This window comes from Pseudanabaena sp. PCC 7367, assembly GCF_000317065.1.
In the GTDB taxonomy this organism is placed as follows: Bacteria; Cyanobacteriota; Cyanobacteriia; order Pseudanabaenales; family Pseudanabaenaceae; genus Thalassoporum; species Thalassoporum mexicanum.
Genome location: NC_019701.1, coordinates 798,419 through 816,378, shown reverse-complemented (window position 1 = coordinate 816,378; position 17,960 = coordinate 798,419). Strand labels below are relative to the sequence as shown.

General features: G+C 46.0%; 14 protein-coding genes. 10 read left to right on the top strand and 4 right to left on the bottom strand.

The genetic code is table 11. The features are described from left to right. Positions 1-9 precede the first annotated feature (9 nt). From PSE7367_RS03120 to rfbD, 3 genes are read left to right on the top strand one after another with little or no spacing between them, the layout of a single operon-like run. Positions 10-3,405 (top strand): PAS domain S-box protein, encoded by a 3,396-nt coding sequence (locus tag PSE7367_RS03120; protein WP_015163906.1) that lies wholly within the window; start codon positions 10-12, stop codon positions 3,403-3,405. Positions 3,406-3,445: 40 nt separating this feature from the next. Beyond that, the gene (gene rfbC, locus PSE7367_RS03115; protein ID WP_015163905.1) at positions 3,446-3,991 is read left to right on the top strand and encodes a dTDP-4-dehydrorhamnose 3,5-epimerase; all 546 of its coding nucleotides are present in this window, start codon (positions 3,446-3,448) and stop codon (positions 3,989-3,991) included. Between the two features lie 27 nt (positions 3,992-4,018). After that, positions 4,019-4,930 carry a dTDP-4-dehydrorhamnose reductase gene (gene rfbD, locus PSE7367_RS03110; RefSeq protein ID WP_015163904.1) on the top strand — a complete coding sequence of 304 codons (912 nt, stop codon included), beginning with the start codon at positions 4,019-4,021 and terminating at the stop codon, positions 4,928-4,930. Between the two features lie 40 nt (positions 4,931-4,970). Here rfbD and PSE7367_RS03105 read toward each other — a convergent pair whose 3' ends face one another. Both PSE7367_RS03105 and PSE7367_RS21760 read right to left on the bottom strand, forming a co-directional pair. Further along, positions 4,971-7,961 carry a CHAT domain-containing protein gene (locus PSE7367_RS03105; RefSeq protein WP_015163903.1) on the bottom strand — a complete coding sequence of 997 codons (2,991 nt, stop codon included), beginning with the start codon at positions 7,959-7,961 and terminating at the stop codon, positions 4,971-4,973. A gap of 181 nt (positions 7,962-8,142) precedes the next feature. Beyond that, a complete protein-coding gene (locus tag PSE7367_RS21760; protein WP_156800331.1) occupies positions 8,143-8,367 on the bottom strand; it encodes a hypothetical protein in 225 nt (74 codons plus the stop codon). A gap of 799 nt (positions 8,368-9,166) precedes the next feature. Here PSE7367_RS21760 and PSE7367_RS03100 point away from each other — a divergent pair. Continuing rightward, entirely contained in the window at positions 9,167-9,964 is a 798-nt protein-coding gene (locus PSE7367_RS03100) for a RecB family exonuclease (protein WP_015163902.1), read from the top strand. Between the two features lie 107 nt (positions 9,965-10,071). After that, the gene (gene sixA, locus PSE7367_RS03095; RefSeq protein WP_015163901.1) at positions 10,072-10,599 is read left to right on the top strand and encodes a phosphohistidine phosphatase SixA; all 528 of its coding nucleotides are present in this window, start codon (positions 10,072-10,074) and stop codon (positions 10,597-10,599) included. 60 nt (positions 10,600-10,659) lie between these two features. Here the strand turns inward: sixA and nrtS are convergent, their stop codons facing one another. Further along, positions 10,660-10,917, bottom strand: a complete 258-nt coding sequence (nrtS, locus tag PSE7367_RS03090; protein ID WP_015163900.1) for a nitrate/nitrite transporter NrtS — start codon at positions 10,915-10,917, stop codon at positions 10,660-10,662. A gap of 249 nt (positions 10,918-11,166) precedes the next feature. Between nrtS and PSE7367_RS03085 the strand changes: the two genes are divergently transcribed. The 5 genes from PSE7367_RS03085 to PSE7367_RS03065 all read left to right on the top strand — a co-directional run bounded on the left by PSE7367_RS03085 (position 11,167) and on the right by PSE7367_RS03065 (position 16,111). Further along, positions 11,167-11,505, top strand: coding sequence for an STAS domain-containing protein (locus PSE7367_RS03085; protein WP_015163899.1), 339 nt, complete (start codon positions 11,167-11,169; stop codon positions 11,503-11,505). A gap of 362 nt (positions 11,506-11,867) precedes the next feature. After that, complete coding sequence (locus PSE7367_RS03080; RefSeq protein ID WP_015163898.1) at positions 11,868-12,266, top strand: hypothetical protein; 399 nt, start codon at positions 11,868-11,870, stop codon at positions 12,264-12,266. Between the two features lie 763 nt (positions 12,267-13,029). Further along, positions 13,030-13,224 carry a hypothetical protein gene (locus tag PSE7367_RS03075; RefSeq protein ID WP_015163897.1) on the top strand — a complete coding sequence of 65 codons (195 nt, stop codon included), beginning with the start codon at positions 13,030-13,032 and terminating at the stop codon, positions 13,222-13,224. A 688-nt stretch (positions 13,225-13,912) separates the two neighbouring features. Then, the gene (locus PSE7367_RS03070) at positions 13,913-15,370 is read left to right on the top strand and encodes a phospholipase D-like domain-containing protein (protein WP_015163896.1); all 1,458 of its coding nucleotides are present in this window, start codon (positions 13,913-13,915) and stop codon (positions 15,368-15,370) included. Between the two features lie 348 nt (positions 15,371-15,718). Next, positions 15,719-16,111 carry a HepT-like ribonuclease domain-containing protein gene (locus PSE7367_RS03065; protein ID WP_015163895.1) on the top strand — a complete coding sequence of 131 codons (393 nt, stop codon included), beginning with the start codon at positions 15,719-15,721 and terminating at the stop codon, positions 16,109-16,111. 289 nt (positions 16,112-16,400) lie between these two features. Here PSE7367_RS03065 and PSE7367_RS20050 read toward each other — a convergent pair whose 3' ends face one another. Further along, positions 16,401-17,657, bottom strand: coding sequence for an S-layer homology domain-containing protein (locus PSE7367_RS20050; RefSeq protein ID WP_225882682.1), 1,257 nt, complete (start codon positions 17,655-17,657; stop codon positions 16,401-16,403). Between the last annotated feature and the right edge of the window lie 303 nt (positions 17,658-17,960).

The following is a 17,960-nucleotide window of genomic DNA, read 5'->3' as shown; positions in this document are numbered from 1 at the left end:
TAATAGACCATGTCTAACCAACCGATCGACTATTTCCAGGTTTTTGAATCCCTGCCTAGTGCCTGTACCCTTGTAGGGGCAAATGGCCAATTGGTCTGGCTGAATCAAGCTGCCCAATCCCTATGCCAACAGCTAAAATTTAGTGCCGAAGAAGAACAGAGCGATCGTCCTGCTAGCGATCGGCAAGCTGACCTGAACTGGCTGCAACAATGGCTAGAGCCTGAATTAGAAGAATTTAGAGCAAGCGGCGGGAGTAGTAATACGGCTGCCGGAGCAGTGGTGGTGGAGCTGGAAAAGCTGATGATCGTGGATTTGGATCAGCTAAATGAGCTTAATAATCCTAGTTCTGGCGATCTTAATGAGGCTGGTGAGCTTAAATCTACCGCCAATGAAGAGTCTAGCCACTCCAACACCGATGAACCAACGGTGCCAGATCCTGAGTCACCATTTCAGAATAGCCAGGAGCAACAATACCGCCATTTTGTAATTAAAATCAGCCCTGCCAAGCCTGCCAATAATGCTGAGAAATCGATCCAACCAATCGCTGCAATCATTACGATCGAAGAAATCAGCGATCGCCAGCAAAATCTAATAAACCTGCGCAAGCGAGAAGAACACTTTCGCACCATTGCTGAGAATGTTGCCGATCTGATCGCCGTGGTCGATCGCAGTGGTTATCGCATCTATAACAGCCCCTCCTACGGGAAAATCCTGGGCTATTCACCGGAAGAGATCAAGGGCACCTGGTCGTTTGGCCGCATTCATCCGGATGATCGGGAAATGGTGATTAATGCCGCCAAGGATGCCTTTGCCAGTGGTGAAGGGCAAACACTGGAATATCGAGCCCAGCATAAAAATGGCACCTGGCGTACCCTGTCTTCGACCAGCACCGTGATTACCAATGAGCAGGGTGAAGCTGAAAGCCTAGTGGTGGTTGCCCACGATATTACTGAGCGCAAACTCTCTGAATTAGCGCTGCGCGAGAGTGAAGAGCGATTTAGGCTGATTTCGGAAAATGCCGCTGATTTAATTGCGGTGATTGATGCTAAGGGCTATCGAATTTATAATAGCCCCTCCTACCAATCGGTTTTAGGGTATGCCCCCGATGAATTAAAAGGTACCTGGGCCTATTCCCACATTCACCCTGACGATCAGGCCAAGGTTGTAGAAGTAGCCCAAGCTACCCTCAGAACTAAGCAAGGTCAGCAACTGCAATATCGGATGCAGCATAAAAACGGCACCTGGCGAATTCTAGAATCATCGGGGAGTGTGATTCGCAATGACGAGAATGAGGTAACCGGGCTGGTGATTGTGGCCCATGATGTCACCGATCGCAAACAGGCTGAAGCAGCACTCCAGCTCAGTAGTATGCGTCTGAGACGGCAACAGCAAGCCCTGTTGGAGTTAACCAAGCAACGGGTCAGAAACAGCGGCGATCTGAATGTTAATTTAGGCACGATCACCAAAATTGCTGCCCAAACGCTGGAAGTGGAGCGGGTGAGTGTGTGGATGTATGGCGAGCAGGCCAGTAAAGCCTATTGTTTGAACTTATATCAACGCACTAGCGATCGCCATTCACGCCGAATTGAAGTGCATATTGCCGACTACCCTGATTGTTTTAAAACCACACTGGGGCTGGGTAAACTGGAAGCCGAAGCCCAGACAGAGCAAACTAAGGAGTATGTTACCTCAACGATCGTCGATTACTTTTTCCTCACCCCCACCAATGAAAGTGCTGGAGCCTACGTGCCGGGGGCAGGAGCTAGTGCTGTGCTGGATGTACCACTGCGCTTGGGTGGACAAACGGTAGGGGTATTGCTATACGAACATTTTGGGCCAACCAGAGAATGGGCACTGGAGGAGCAAAATTTTGCCCATTCGATCGCCGATGTGGTTTCCCTCAGCATTGAACAATGGGAACGCCAGCGCACAGAACGGGAATTGCGCAAGTCTAAGGCCAGATTTAAAGAGCTGGTGCAGCGCGAAGAATTACTCAATCGTCGCCTTGCCAGCCAAATCCGCGATTCCCTGGATCTCGATCAAACCCTCTCTGCCGCTGTAGTTGAAATTTGTGAACTGCTTCAGGTCGATCTGTGTAATTTCTTCTGGTATAAGCCAGATTCGGAACCACCAGAGTTTGAGCTAGTGCATATTGCCACCAGCCAGGAATTACCTGTGGGTGTGGACTATTTCCCCCTGTCTCAAGTCCCAGCCCTGGTGCAAAAAGTATTAGCACTGGATATGGTGCGTACCGACTCGATCGAGGAAGATGCCGAGCTTGATCCCAATAGCCGCGAATATTTACTGGCGCGGGGCTTCACCGCTCAACTTTTAATTCCGATCAAGACCAATCTGGGTAAGTTGGGCGTGGTGGTGATCGCCCATTGTAATGGGGTGCGTCCCTGGAGTGATGATGAACTGGAGTTGCTGGACACGGCTTCCGATCAATTGGCGATCGCCATTAACCAAGCCGAGCTATATGCCCAAACCCGCCGTGATGCCAGTAAAGCCTATGCCCAGGCGCTACAGCTAGAAACCACACTCCAGGATTTGCAGGAAACCCAATCGCAACTAATCCAAACCGAGAAAATGTCCAGCCTGGGGCAGCTAGTTGCGGGTGTAGCCCATGAAATTAATAATCCGGTGAATTTTATTCATGGCAATCTCAACCATGCCACCCGCTATATCCATAGCCTGTTTGAGATTCTCAAGCTCTATCAACAGCATTACCCCGAACCACCAGAATCAATTAGCGAGATGGTCGAAGACGAAGACCTAGACTTTATCTCCGAAGACCTGCCGAAAATGCTGAACTCGATGAAAATTGGTGCCGATCGGATTCGCCAGATTGTAATGTCGTTGCGGAATTTCTCACGGGTCGATCAGGGCGACAAAAAACCCTTTGATTTACATGAGGGCATTGATAACACTTTGTTGATTCTCCAGAATCGAATTAAACCCTATGGTGATTATCCTGGGGTCGAGGTAGTGAAGCAATATGGCGATCTGTTGCCAGTGGAGTGCCACGCGGGGCAGATAAATCAGGTGTTTATGAATATTCTTAGCAATGCGATCGATGCGCTGGAAGAATATAACCAGGCTCGCCCTCCAGCAGAAGTAAAGGAAAATCCTAGCCAGATTATGATTAGCACTGAATTAATTGGCGATCGGGTGTTGATTAAGATGAGCGACAACGGGCCAGGGATCGATGCGGAGACGATCGCTAAACTATTCGATCCATTTTTTACCACCAAACCAGTCGGGCAGGGCACAGGCTTAGGTCTGTCGATCAGCTATCAAATTATTGTGGAAAAACATCAGGGGCGATTGTGGTGTGAGTCAACGATCGGTTCAGGGGCACAGTTTATGATTGAATTGCCTTTAAATTCTGATTTGGTAAATTAATGCAAATTATTGCAAATTATTGCAGACATGATAAGTAAGCATGGAAATCATTAAAACTAAAATCCCTGATCTATTGATTATTGAACCTGCCGTGTTTGGTGACGATCGCGGCTTTTTCATGGAAAGCTTTAACCAGCAAAAGCTAGCCGATGAAGCAGGCATCACGCTGGAATTTGTGCAGGATAATCATTCTCGCTCCGGCAAAAATGTGTTGCGGGGGTTGCACTATCAAATCCAACAGGCTCAGGGTAAATTGGTGCGCGTGGTGATCGGAGAGGTGCTTGATGTGGCGGTGGATCTACGCAAAAGCTCACCTACCTTTGGCCAGTGGGTGAGCGTGATCTTGAGTGCTGAAAATAAACGTCAATTCTGGGTGCCGCCAGGGTTTGGGCATGGCTTCCTGGTGCGATCGGACTATGCGGATTTCCTCTATAAAACCACCAATTATTATGCCCCTCAGCATGAGCGATCGTTGCTGTGGAATGATCCTGAATTAAACATCGATTGGCAACTGGATGGTGAGCCGATTTTGTCGAACAAGGATAAGGCCGGAAAACGATTAAAAGAAGCAGACTTGTTTGATTGAATTTTGACTACTTAATTTTGGTTCAATATGGTAAAAATTCTGCTGACGGGCACAACTGGCCAGGTGGGTTGGGAATTGCAAAGATCGTTGCTCACGCTGGGGCAGGTGATTACTTGCGATCGGCAAACTCTAGACCTAGCCAATCCTGATAGGATTCGCAATGCGATCAAAGAGATCCAACCAGATTTGATTATCAATCCCGCTGCCTATACTGCCGTGGACAAAGCCGAATCAGAACCAGAATTGGCGATGCAGATCAATGGCATTGCGCCGGGGATTATGGCGGCGGAAGCTAAAAAACTGGGTGCAACGATGATTCACTATTCCACGGATTATGTGTTTGATGGCAGTAAGGATGGCGCATATGTCGAAACCGATCCCACCAATCCCCTCGGAGTCTATGGCAAAACCAAGCTCGCCGGAGAAGCAGCGATCGCCCAGAGTGGGGCAGCCCATCTAATTCTGCGTACCTGCTGGGTCTATGGCCGGATTGGTAAGAATTTTATGATCACGATGTTGCGATTGTTCCGCCAAAAAGAAGAATTGCGCGTTGTCGCCGATCAACTCGGCACACCCACCTGGTCGCGGTTGATCGCCCAGACCACTGCCCACATTATTACCCAGGCGATTAGTAGCTCTGCTTCCGGTTCACCAACACCAAGTCTAACTAATTGGTTTACCGATCGCGGTGGGGTATATCATCTCACTGCGGCTGGCAGTACCAGTTGGCATGGGTTTGCGAAGGCGATCATGGTGGGCGATCGGCAGGCAGAACAGCAGATCATTAAAGCAATCCAGCCAATTTCCACCAGTGAATATCCTACGCCAGCAAAACGCCCTGCCAATTCCCAACTCGATCCCACCAAGCTATGCGATACGTTTAATATAAATTTGCCCACCTGGGAAGAATGCTTGGCAATGGTATTGGCGGAAGTGTAATTATTCACGAATATTATAGAAAGCGGCAAAATCTCCAGCCCTATAGCCAGTTACCCACCATCACAAACGGAGCCCAGAAGAATGGATGGTTATATTCAGGATCATTAATTAGCGCGATCTGAGCCTTTTGCAATGCCTTCGCCCTGGAAATATTCCGATCGCCTAAATTATCATAGAGCCTTGCCATGAACTGGGCGGTGGCCGCATCATCGATCGACCACAACGAAGCCAGCGTACTCCTTGCCCCAGCTCGTACCGCCATTCCGGCCAGTCCCAACGCCGCCCGCCGATCGCCCACCGCTGTTTCACAGGCACTCAAAATTAATAGCTCGATCGCCTTGTCTTCCGATTGCGATCGGCTCCCCAAAAGTTGCTTAAGGTCTTCAATATTCAAGCGACTATCCCAGGTCAGTAAGAAGGTATCTTCAGCTTTGGAGCTAAACTCACCGTGGGTGGCCAGATGAATGATCGGGAAGTCAGCATTTTGGAGCGAAGCAGTCAGCCGATCGTTGGTGAATTCCTGATTGAGCAAAATCTGGCTAGGCACCTGACTGTTTATTTCCGTTAGCTCCAATTCCACATTGGGCAGCGAACTAAACCCCTGCCTAGCTTCAGTCAGCCCAGCGGTGAGAGCAACGATCTCCTGGCGATCGAGCTGTTGTGATTCAATTAGCTCCAATCCTGGTGCCATCGCAATGCTATAGTCCTGGCCAAGGTAGCGATCGCCATCGTGTAACACGGCCATCGGCACATTTCGCAGCGCATCATCCAGCACAAAGATTAAATTGCTTGCCTTGCTATTGGCAATTTCCGTGGCGGCAGGGCGAATTAACCAATCGTATAGTTGCTGTGCCTGAGCCAAATAGTCTACCGCAGTGCGATCGAGTAAATTAATCCGCAGGTCTACCACCATAGTATTTACACGGCTGCTGGTAACGGTTGTGGCATAGTGACGTAAAGGCTGATCGGGCAATCGCAAAATCACTTCCAGGCGATCGTCTAGCACTACTGGATAAATCAAGGCGGCATTGGGATCTAGCGCTGCGATCGTAACCGGTTTAGCCTCCACACAATCGGCGCGGAAAAAGTCCACCAGTTCAGCTTGCCGCAACGATTCAATCACTGCTTGAGCCTTGAGTAGGTTTTTCTGTTTGGTTACCCCATTGCCAAACTGATCGCTCAGCAACAGACTCACCAACTGGCGATAGACTGGCTCAACACTATCCCGAAAAGAAAACTGCACGCCCTGACTGGTTGCCACCAGATCACTGCGCAAATACTCAAGACTATTCACCGCTTCGCTGTAGGCCGCAACCGCCGCTTCTGGATCTCCCTGGCTGCTCAAAATTCGGCCTAATTGCCACTGCCAACGATAGGCAATATCGGGGGCATCGATCGATTGGGCGATCGCCAAAGCCTCTTCGCTCAGTTGCTTAGCTGCTGCTAGCTGACCAGTTTGTTCATACACATGGGCCAGATTTCCCAAGCCATAGGCAAGACTGCGCTGATCTTTTAGTTCCTTGGCCTGGGCGATCGCTTTTGCTAGAATATCCGACGCGGCGAGATAGTAGCGATTGTTTTGATTTTCGTCGGCAATTTTAACCAGGTTGCCAGCATAGTTAATCCTGGCATAGATATGGTCACGGCTGGGAGGCAGATTGGCGATCGGCGATTCTAATTCATTGGCAAGGGCGATTGCGCTCTCAAGTCTCTCGGTTGCAGTAAGTAAGTGCAAACGATTGAGATCGGCATTAATTTGATCGCTTGCCAATATTGCAGCATTTGCGGCTGCTTCGTAATAGCCCAATGCGGCATTAATATCACTGGTGCTTCTTACGACTGCTTGCTGAGCCCTGACCCAAAATAAATTACCCAAACTCAAAAAGGTACTACTCACCTCTAGATCCGTATCTACTGCATCAGTTGCATCAGTGGCCTGGGCGATCGCCAAACTCTGATTCAAGGCGGTTTCTGCCTGCTCAAACTCCCCAGTTGCAACGAGAGCATCTCCCAGATTGCGCCAGCCAGCCGCCGCGATCGCCGAGCTAGGAACATCCTGGAGTTGCACCTTAACCTGTTCTAGTTCGTTGAGGGCACGCCGGAAAAATCCCAATGCCTTCAGGGCTTGAGCCTGGTTCAAGCGACCGCGAATTTCCCCGATCGGATTACCCACTTGCTGATAGATGGCGGTGGCGATCTGCCAGGTGGTTAGTGCCGATCGGGTTTGTCCCCGCGCAAATTGCAAGCTGGCTTTAGTATTTAATGCTTGTGCCAGGGTTGGTGTAGGTTGTAGCGAGGCAATAAATGATCCTAATTGCTGGGTTTGATTTGCTGGGGCTGGGATTGCATTTTCGTCATAATTTAATAGCGCCAAACTACTAGCGATCGCTGCTTCTGCCTGTGTCCATTGCCCCTGTTTTTGATAGGCCAGGGCGAGATTACTTTGCACCATTGCCTGCGCAACCAATTCATTTTGCCGATCGGCTAGATGCAATGCCTGCTGCCATTTAATAATCGCTTCAGCGTATCTACCATTGCGATAGAGCGATCGTCCCGCCTCTATTCTTGAATCTAATGAATTTAAAGCATCTAATGAGTCCGGTGCAGCATTACTGGCCTGAGCTAGTTGATTTAACTGAGCCAGAACCTGATTTTGGGTTGGCTTGGTTGGATTAGTTGGAAACACTGCATAGCTTGAAGTTGCATCAAGCAGGCTTAGATCGATCGCTTTTGCAAGACTGCTATCTTTACTATTTTTACGATCGCTATGAGGCTCTCTACCTTGCTGATTGGTTAATTCAGCAGCATTAATATTAGTTTCTATAGAATGAATTTGGGTGATCGCTGCGCCTGGCCTGGCAATCCAGATAGAACCCAAAGCGGTAGTAATTGCCAATGCCGCAAATGCTAGCAATCGCCGCGATCGCTGCCTGCCACCTCTAATCAGCCGATGTCCCCCTTGGGCTACCGATCGAATTAACCAGCTAATCCAGTTAGCGATTGTGGTGATCAAGTTGGGCAGGTTGGGCATAAAGCAGTCGTTAAATCACTTGCTTAAGTTATTGGGTAGTGGCAAAGAGCAAAGCCTAATTTGAGCGATCGCTCCAAACACATAAACGAACATAAACCCTAAGGAGAAATGAGACTAATTTCACCTCTGAGTCGATCGCTACCATTGCTAGACTATCAGCTACTTACCTCAGCCATGCCAACTATGAAGAAATATCACCACTCCGAATCGACATAGTTGGCGCATATTTCTTGCCCACACACCAAATTTGCCACTTCATAATCTGAGGAAATTGTTTAGCCAACTCAGAGACGCGATCGTAGCGACAAAGCAATCGATTGGCGACCACGACATTGGGGCAATCTATCCTCAGCACTCCATTATGTAGGTTAAAGGTACACCTTGACAGTAGATCTAATACGGTCATTTTAATTTATTTCTGTATCCCCAATATTCCAGTCGGCAGAACCGCGATCGATATTTTCCCAGGTGAATAATAATTTTTGCGTTGGCGATCAAGGCGATCAATCAGACAATTTAAATTGCACTAATTCTCTAGCTTTGCAGGTTGTGATTTTCTGAAAGTTTATAGGCAAACCAGGTACTGATTAGTCAATCAGCAAATATTTGCAAATATTTGAGGGTTAGGCAATCTAGATCATGTCTCTAGGATCGACTATTCCAGCCTAATTTACGCCCAAACGCAAATTTTATTAATTTATTAAGTTGTACTAGTGATTTAGTTGGTAGCTGCTTAAATTCCAAGCCACGTAAGTTTAAATTAAAGTTCAAATTACGATCGCTCAAATTTAATCGCTCAAATTTAACTTAATCCGCAATTGGTTGAATCACAATCCAGTTAATTACCTAATTTTGTTGATTTTTAGAACATTTGCAAAATCAACAATAACCTTGCGTCTCCTTGCCCTATTTTTTGCAACGTTCTAAGCAATATTAGCAACAGCTTTGCCTAGACTTTGTAATGAACATTGCAATATTGACATACTGCATCATGAACTGCATTTGTGCAATAGGCTTTAAGGATTTGTTGCGATTTACAAAACTAATGTTCGATCGCTTATGCGATCGCCACAAATTTCAGCATCCAGAGCGAGCGATATCAATGCTGGATCTTATCTTTTTTTTAATCTTATTTACCGATTAATCAAAGCAATTTGCTATCATACAAACTAACTCTTTGATTCTGAGTTGGGCTAAATATTGCCATGCCATACCACCTATCGGCTTCCAAGCTCCAAACCTATAGCCGTTGTCCTCGGTCATACCACTATCGCTACGAGATGGGGTTACCTAGTGCCTCTTTCTTTGGTGCCGCTGGACTAGGCACAGCCTTACACAAGACCCTGCAACAGATCTATGGTGATTGGCATTATCAAGCCCCAATTCCTGAGTATGAGTGGCTAGAATCCTGCTGGCTCAAAAACTCAGTGGCATTATCAATGAACCAGGTGCAAGAAGGACGCGAGATTTTGCAAACCTATTACCAGCAATATATGGTGGCGGTGGGCGAAATTAATAGACCGCTGGCGCTGGAAAGCAAAATTCAGGGCACTTTCTTGGCGGAAAATGTGGAGTTTAATTTGACTGGAAGGTGCGATCGCCTCGATTGGCTCGATGATGGCCTGGAATTAATAGACTATAAATCTGCCAAAACAGTTAATTTGCCCGATCCCACCACGGTAGACTTGCAAATCGGCCTCTATTATCTGGCTCTGGCGCAGCGCTATCATAAAAGCCTGAAGCAACTTAGCTTGATCTTTCTGCGCACCGGCGAGAAGGTCATCTTTCCCGCCACGGCAGAACATATGCAAAAGGTACGCGAAGCGATCGGTGAAATTGCTTTGCAGCTACGGAGCGATCGGCAATGGCAGCCCTGCACCGGTGATCATTGTAAGCGGTGTAGTTATGCTCGCTATTGCAACGCGGTGAAGGATGACCCGGAACCTGTGCCGGAAGCGGAGATTAAACCAAAGCGTCAATTGCAGTTAACCCTGGCTTTATAGAATTCGGTAGAGTTCTGTAGATTTAGTTAATCCATCCCACTAAGGTACAACGTCCATATCCCTATCCCTTCCATATCCGTTCTACCAGGAGTCGCCAAACTTAAAGCATGACTAAGGTTAGTATTTACTTCATTCGACATGGCATTGCTGCCGATCGCGCTGGCTATGATCGTGATGGCGATCGCCCCCTCACGGAAGAAGGTCATAAAAAGACTAAAAAGATTGCTCGCAAACTTAATCATCTGGGGTTAAAATTTGATCTAGTACAACATAGTCCACTGGTCAGGGCTAAACAAACAGCAGCGATCTTTGCCGAACAAGGCTATCCGATCGCGCAAAGTGAGTACCTGGCTCCCGAGGGGGATTTTCAAAAGTGGCTGGACTGGTTTCGTAACTGGCAAGAATCTGGCATAAGTCCTGGGATTAATGGGGGTGGACGTAGCGATCTATCGCTGGGATTAATTGGTCATGAACCTGATCTAAGTGCTTGGGCGGAAGTTTTACTGTGGGGGGAGGTGCGCAGTGTACTGGTGCTCAAGAAAGCAGGCATCATTGGTTTGGCTGTGCCGGAACCAGAAACGCCGATCGCCAATAGCTTGTTGTTTATGCTGATCCCACCCAAAATATTGCTCTAGTTGGATTTACCTACTATGTTGCTTTAACTTTACCTAACCGTAACAATCTCGCTGCCTCTATTATTTTCTACGCTGATTTGGGCGATTTTTAGCGTTATTGGCCTGTTGCGTATATTGGCCATGCACACTAACACAATAGGGAACGATGTAAGTTAGCATCACCGAAACCCACCGCCCAGAGTTCATTTTGCGATTGACCAGGGCAGAACCATGATTGATTACAAATAACAACGAGCCCACCACCAGGGCTACCCGCAACCCAGCGGGTACAAACTCAGGATCAACTAAACTGGCTAAATATGCTTTTATGGCTTTCATCTTTAACCAGCTTAAAATAGTTTGGGTTGAAATTATCAGGCCAACTTAAGTAGGCATTGGGCGATTATTTACGATCGCTAATCATCAAAGCATTCTGGCCGCGATCGCTTTTGTTTGCCATTCAGCAGTACAAATCAAAAGCAAGGCGTAAGATGCCATCCTTATGTGTGACGACTATAGCGAAAATTTTAACTAAGCTAGATCAAAAATTAGTTATCCTTTTAGTCATGCCGTAGCTGAGCAAAATAAATGAATCAATGCAATGGTCAGGGCAATATCAAAGCGGCTTATTTGCACGGAAAAATTGATACTTCTAATTCTAAGCAGCTACGTCAAGAAGTAATCGATTGTGTAGAAGCGGATACCACAACTTTGGTGCTGGATCTGCACGAAGTCACTTTTATTGATAGTAGTGGTTTGGGGAGCCTGGTTTTTTTACTAAAGTGGATGCGATCGCGGGGCGGACGTGTGGTTATCTATCGCCCCAATTCCCAGGTCAGGATGCTGTTGGATATTGCTAATATGACCCAGATCCTGCCAGTGTGCAGTAATGTCGAGGAATTGGCTGCCGCTGATATCCAGCTTTAGTCAAGGTTGAATCCATATATATATTGAGTCAGGTTGGACTAAGCCTTAAACACTTACGATCGCTGATCGTGGAATTAAAGTTATGCGAGATTTGTTTTTTTCGCTCAGCTTTAAGATTTATTACTAATTCTTTCTACCCATAAATATTTACAAAGGCAGAGTTAACATCAGATGGCAATTGAGGTACTATAGGCTCATAGGATAAAATGTAGCAAATTTTACTAAACGCGCTTTATTTTGTAGAGCTTCTTGATAAAGCAAGTTGTAGCGGCTACTAAACTATCATTTTGATAGCTAGCTATTTAATCCAGTTTAATTCAGTAATCTTTTAACAACAAGCTTAAAGCTACGGGGAAAAAGGGATGGGATCCACAAATTGTTTAAACGGGCCACAATCGCAACGGCGATCGGCAACACATCAACAGAGAATGTTGGCTTGTGCGGCCGCTTCTGCCTATGGCCAAATCCAAAATACTAGGCATAATATTGGTCGGTTTGATTCTGGACTGAATAATTTAATCGAAAGTCGGTTTGTTGATTTGGGTTCCTTTGGTGCCTTCGATCGCTATAGTTGCAGGTATCCACGGGAAGCAAACCAATCAAATTTAATTAGCCGCAGTGCTGAAAATAGGGAAAGAGATCGCCGCCAGAATTTGAGCCAGAAATTAGCCAAGCAAGAGCAAAAGCTACTTTCATTAACCGAAGCAACGATCGAGCCCGATAGTGGTTGGCGCGATCGGTTTATGCCAAGAGAATTTTAGGTTTTTGGGTTGATCAACTTTTTCCTTAACTTATATAAAACTTATATAAAACTATTCCCCCTTAGAGATCGTTTTTCATCGAGTAAGCTGAGGGGGATATTAATAGCGGGTTCTGGCGATCGACAATTTCTTTGTACGATCAAGCCTGATTCAACACTGCCACTAAAAAATCGGAAGTTGGATATTTGCGGGACGATTTAACGATCAAGCGATCGGCCAAACTGTGATCAGACATAGGTTTAATATCTTGGTTAGCGGCATTTTTATCCTGGCTTAGGCAATGCCAAAAATCACTGTAGACATTGCTATTAATTTGTTGCGATCGTGGGCGATCTATGGGATTTGATCTAGCGCCAATTTAGGGTTGCCAAGATCTGCCGAACTCAGGTTGCGCAAGCAATCATAATTAAACTGTCCAAGAAAATGTAACAAATTATTAACCAGATGGACTTAGCACCTGGCAAAATCTAGACGGCTTGCCATGTGGTCAACATTTCATCAAGATCGCTACAAAAGAGATTGGGCAAAGGTTTTAGCTGGGAAAGAGTAAAAACGCTGCCTCGGTGCGATCGAAATCACGCCTAAGTTGGGATACTAATCACATCTGCTTACGTCATTTAGCGAGATTCTAATAAACATATTCAGATATTCAGTAGTTCAAGTTTGAACCTAATCAAGGAATTACTTGAATGCAGCTTAAATGTAATCAAATCTTGTTTTTTAAAATCTTTCTCAAGTTAAGTAAGCAGCGAGGAATTTAATCATGGCCGCCAAAAGTGCAATTAGAAATCTAGTCAACCAAGCTCTTTTCGTTCGCCAACTAACGCCAACGATCGAAGATCGGATCAATTTAGAACTAACGGTGCAGGGTCATATCTCGGATGATGACTTTGATGCTTTAACAAATTTGATGCAGGCCATGGATGCTGGCAAAATTCGCCTGGTGGCGCGGGTATAGTTGGCAACTTAATTGTTATTGTTAGCAAAGTTGGTGAATTAGGCATGCCGATCGCACGATGGCTGATTGTCAGCGAGTGTGATTGATCAAGGATCAAGGAATCAATTCCTGCTTGGGCACAAATACTTTTTGCTAACTTATTTGCTAGCTTAATCAATCCAGAATATTAATCCAGCATTAACCACATCAGCCAATGCGATCGTTGCCTTGGCGGCCTGATTACCCCTTTTGCTTAGATTTCTAAGTGGGAGGGGTTCATTGTGAGCACCAGGTCAGGTAAATGGCTATTCTAATGCAACTTGGGCAGCTCTTTTGGGCCAGAATATCGATCGCTTTGACACCAGATCTTGTTGCCTGATGCGATTAAATCAACTTTACGCAAGATCCTGTTCAAAAAAGTACCAAGCTGAGATATGCAATATTTGGTAGTTATGCAGTAGTAAGGATAATTGGCAATCGATTGAAAATTTGGAGCTTAGCTTATTTGGGGTATGTATATTCAACTATCTCCTAGATCCTTACTTGTTCAGCACTACCCAATATTTCTAGGCTTGCAAACTCTTTTAATCAGAATTAAACCACTATTAAAATATTTTTGCCACCTAAATAAACCTTTTCTGGTGTATATGAGTTATATTATATTTATGTTTAATTGATCTGTAATTTTGTTTTAGTAAATGAGTGGGAAATGATGCAAGGGTTAAAAGAGATGGCCAAAGGGATGACGATCGCTCTGACCATAACCATTGCTCTGCTTGCTGGTGCTAGTATTGCCGCAATCTTGCCCCGCCATAACCATGCCGATCGCAATTCTCGTGCCAAGGCTGAGGCTACTTTAGAACCGATCGCCAGCCTACCTCAACATCCGGCGATCTTTGCCTATTTCAATGCCAGCGCTGCCAGTAGCTACCGTGATCCCTACCGCCAAATTGAGCGCTACGGCGATAATCTAGAGCAGGTGCTAATTGAGGCGATTAATAACGCCAACACCTCAATTGATATTGCCGTGCAAGAACTATCTTTGCCCCTGGTGGCGCAAGCTTTGGTACAAAAGCAAACACAAGGCGTGCAAGTGCGATTGATTCTGGAAAATAAATACAACCGCAGTTGGGCAAGTTACTCCCGCGCTGAACTAGAGGATCTGGATTATTTCCAAAGACGCAAATACCTTGACTATGCTGCTTTTGTTGACCAAAATCACGATCGCCACCTCTCCCAATCTGAGCTAGATCAGCGTGATGCGCTGCAAATTCTGGCCAATGGGCAGATCAACTGGATTGACGATACGGCTGATGGATCGGCTGGATCGGGGTTAATGCACCATAAGTTTGTGGTGGTTGATAATCAGACCGTAATTCTGGGGTCGGCAAATTTTAGCCTGAGTGGCACCCACGGTGATTTCACAAGTCCAGACAGTGTGGGTAATGCCAATGGCTTGATCCAAATCGAGAATGAGACGATCGCGCAACTATTTACCCAGGAATTTAACTATATGTGGGGAGATGGGCCTGGTGGTAAGCTAGACAGCCGCTTTGGGATTCACAAACCAGTACGATCGTCTGTGAATGTGATGGTGGGGGATGCCGAGGTAGTGGTCAAGTTTTCTCCCAATCGCCGCGCCACTGATTGGCTTGATACCAGCAATGGCTTAATCTACAGGGCGATCGCCCGCGCCCAAAGCTCGGTTAATATTGCCATGTATGTATTCACTGAGCCTAAAATTGGCAACTTGCTAGAAGAATTAGACCAACAGGCGATCGAAATTGGCGTTTTGGTTGATTCCAGCTTTGCTTACCGTGAATATGCCGCCACCCTGGATATGTGGGGTTTTGCTTCCACCCAGGATTGTAAGCATGGTAATCAACGACCCTGGGCAAATCCAAGTAATCGAGTGGGGGTACCAAATTTGGCAACGGGCGATCGCCTCCATCATAAGTTTGCGGTAATCGATCGCCAAATTACGATCATTGGCTCCCACAACTGGTCAAATGCGGCTAACTACAACAACGACGAGACTTTAGTATTAATCAAGCATCCCACCGTTGCCGCGCACTTTCAGCGGGAATTCGATCGCTTAATTAGGGACGCTAAATTTGGCCCAACCGCTAAGCTAAAACGGAAAAGCCAACGTAGTTGCCCGACTTAAGAGTAGGCACTATCATAAAAAGTGAATTTAGATTACTAGGCACAACATCGGATTCAGTTAGCGTTTAAACTCTAAGCAGGGGATAAATTGTGTATCGATCGTATTAAGCGCATCGCTAATTTTGCAGATGTAATTGCATCCTGTCGCTACATCAACATTTATGCATCTAAGTACAATCTTAAATGGATTAGATAGAGTAGACTTTAGCTAAGATCACGGCTTTTAATATGTGATCTCGATAGAGTCGTAGAGCGATCGAAACAATAAATTTTTGTCGCCTATTTCATATTCAGCCCAAAACTAGTCTTAATAAGCCTCAAAACTCGATAAATTCTTTTGTATGTGTATATGAGTATTGACAAACCCACAACGGGAATTTTTGGTGATCTTACCAATAATGCTGACCAAAGGTTCAGGGGACAGATCCTTGATGTTTTAGAAGCAATAAATGCCACAGAAGAGTTTATCGACGGGATGGATTTAACTAGCTTCAGTAATGACCAAAAAACAATCTATGCGGTGGAGCGATCGATCGGCATTATTGGCGCAGTATCAAAGCGATTACCAATCACATTTATTAACCAGCATCCGGAAATTAGCTGGCGGAATCTAATTGGTGTGGGGGAACGCCTGATTTATGGCTATTTTGAGATCGACATCGGTAAGTTATGGCACATCACTCAGTCAGACATTCCCAAGCTCAAAACTTTATTGAATAAACTGCTGGCCGATCCTCAGTAAAAAAGCAGATGATGATGGATGATACATTTCAGTGATACTCAGCTTTAGCAGCAGTGCAGCAGTATTGTTATATATAAGCCTGTGTAAACCTGACCGTGCAAGAGCGTGAAGCATCTAAACTCAGTTCGATAAAAACAATTGCAATAGGGTCTTCAGGCGATCGCCAGCAATGCGAAGTTAGAGACTACCAAGATTCGGTCGCACTCAGGTTGATATAACAGAATTCCACTGCAAGCTTAAGCAAAACCGCCAAGCCCTGAATTCACAATTGCGATCGAGCACGCATAATTTAATGAATTACCTGCACCACAGTTGCCGGTGACACCTGGCTAAATAATTCGGCAATATCCTCGTTATACATGCGGATACAACCATGCGAAACTGCCTGACCAACAGAATTGCGGTTGGGCGTACCATGAAACCCAGACCAGTCTTTGCCATTAGTCCAGAATCCAATCCAATATTTACCCAATGGGTTATCGGGATCGCCACCGGGGATCACATCACCCGTAAATGGATTTTTCCAGGCTGGCCGCTCATACATTTGCCTGACCTGATAAGTACCGGTGGGCGTTTCCCAGCCAATCCGACCCACGCCAACTGGATAGCTTTTGACTTTACGATCGCCCTGAAATGAGCTGACCTGGCGCTGCGATAAATTAACTTCCAGCTTAGTAATTACTTGCCCATCCTTGAGATCAAACAAAGGCGCACGGGGATCGATTACATAGGCAGAATCCAACGGCGGCAATCCCCCCTGATAGGCCAGCGATTGATAGATGATCGCCACTAGCTCCGCCCGCGTAATATTCTGGTCGGGGTTCAGGTTCCTGACCCTGGGATAATTAACCACAACGCCGCGATCGGTCAACGCCGCAATCGGATCGATCGCGTAATCTGGTACATCAAAGGCATCCACATACATCGAAGCCAAAAAAGTTTGATTAGAACGCTCAGGATCGATTACCAGATCCATGCCATTAGCGATCGCCACCAGGGCTTGAGCCTTAGTCACAGTTTGATTGGGGCGAAAAGTGCGATCGGCAAACCCAGAAATAAAGCCACCTTCAAATGCTTTTTGGATCGCGGCAGCCGCCCAGTGATCGGCAGGAATATCATCAAAGCCCACCCAGTTACGATATTGGGGCTGATAAATAAATGCCTGCTGCAACAAAACCGCCAGCTCAGCACGGGTTACGGTGGCATTGGGTCGAAAATTTTTACCAGCAATATTAATCAGGCGACGACTAACCAAGCCCTGTACAAACGGTTCTGCCCAATGATTTTTGAGATCTTGAATTTGGTGCTGATTAGTTGTTTCTATGGCCAGGCGTGGGTTTGTGTCGATCGTATTAGGCTCAGCCAACCCAGGGGCAGGTGTCGATTGAGTAATCGATTTTGCTGGTACATCTGGCGCACTTATCGCACCAAAACTTATGGTTAGCAATAGGGACAATAGACCAGTTGAAAAATAGCGATAGGGCCGCGATCGCCACATCCTGATTAAGGCGCTTTTTGAAAATGCTTTGGCAAGAAATTTAATCATCGCCCTTTTAAATAACTTAACTAAATACCTGGTGACAGACCATATTCAATTGAGTAATGCCCGACCAATTCTGACCCATTTAAATTAGGAGAGATTATAAACCTTGAGATCATAAGCATCAAGATTCACTTGCCTATCCTATCCAATCAGACCATGATTAACCATGAAAATTACGATCGTTGATCATGACTAAGGTCAGTCAATACAAACTAAAGCCAATGCATTGGCTCAGCAGCACCTTAGTACCACACCGGAGCATTACTTAGCAATCGTCATATGTCTGGATTAGTGCTTTGTCAGAAT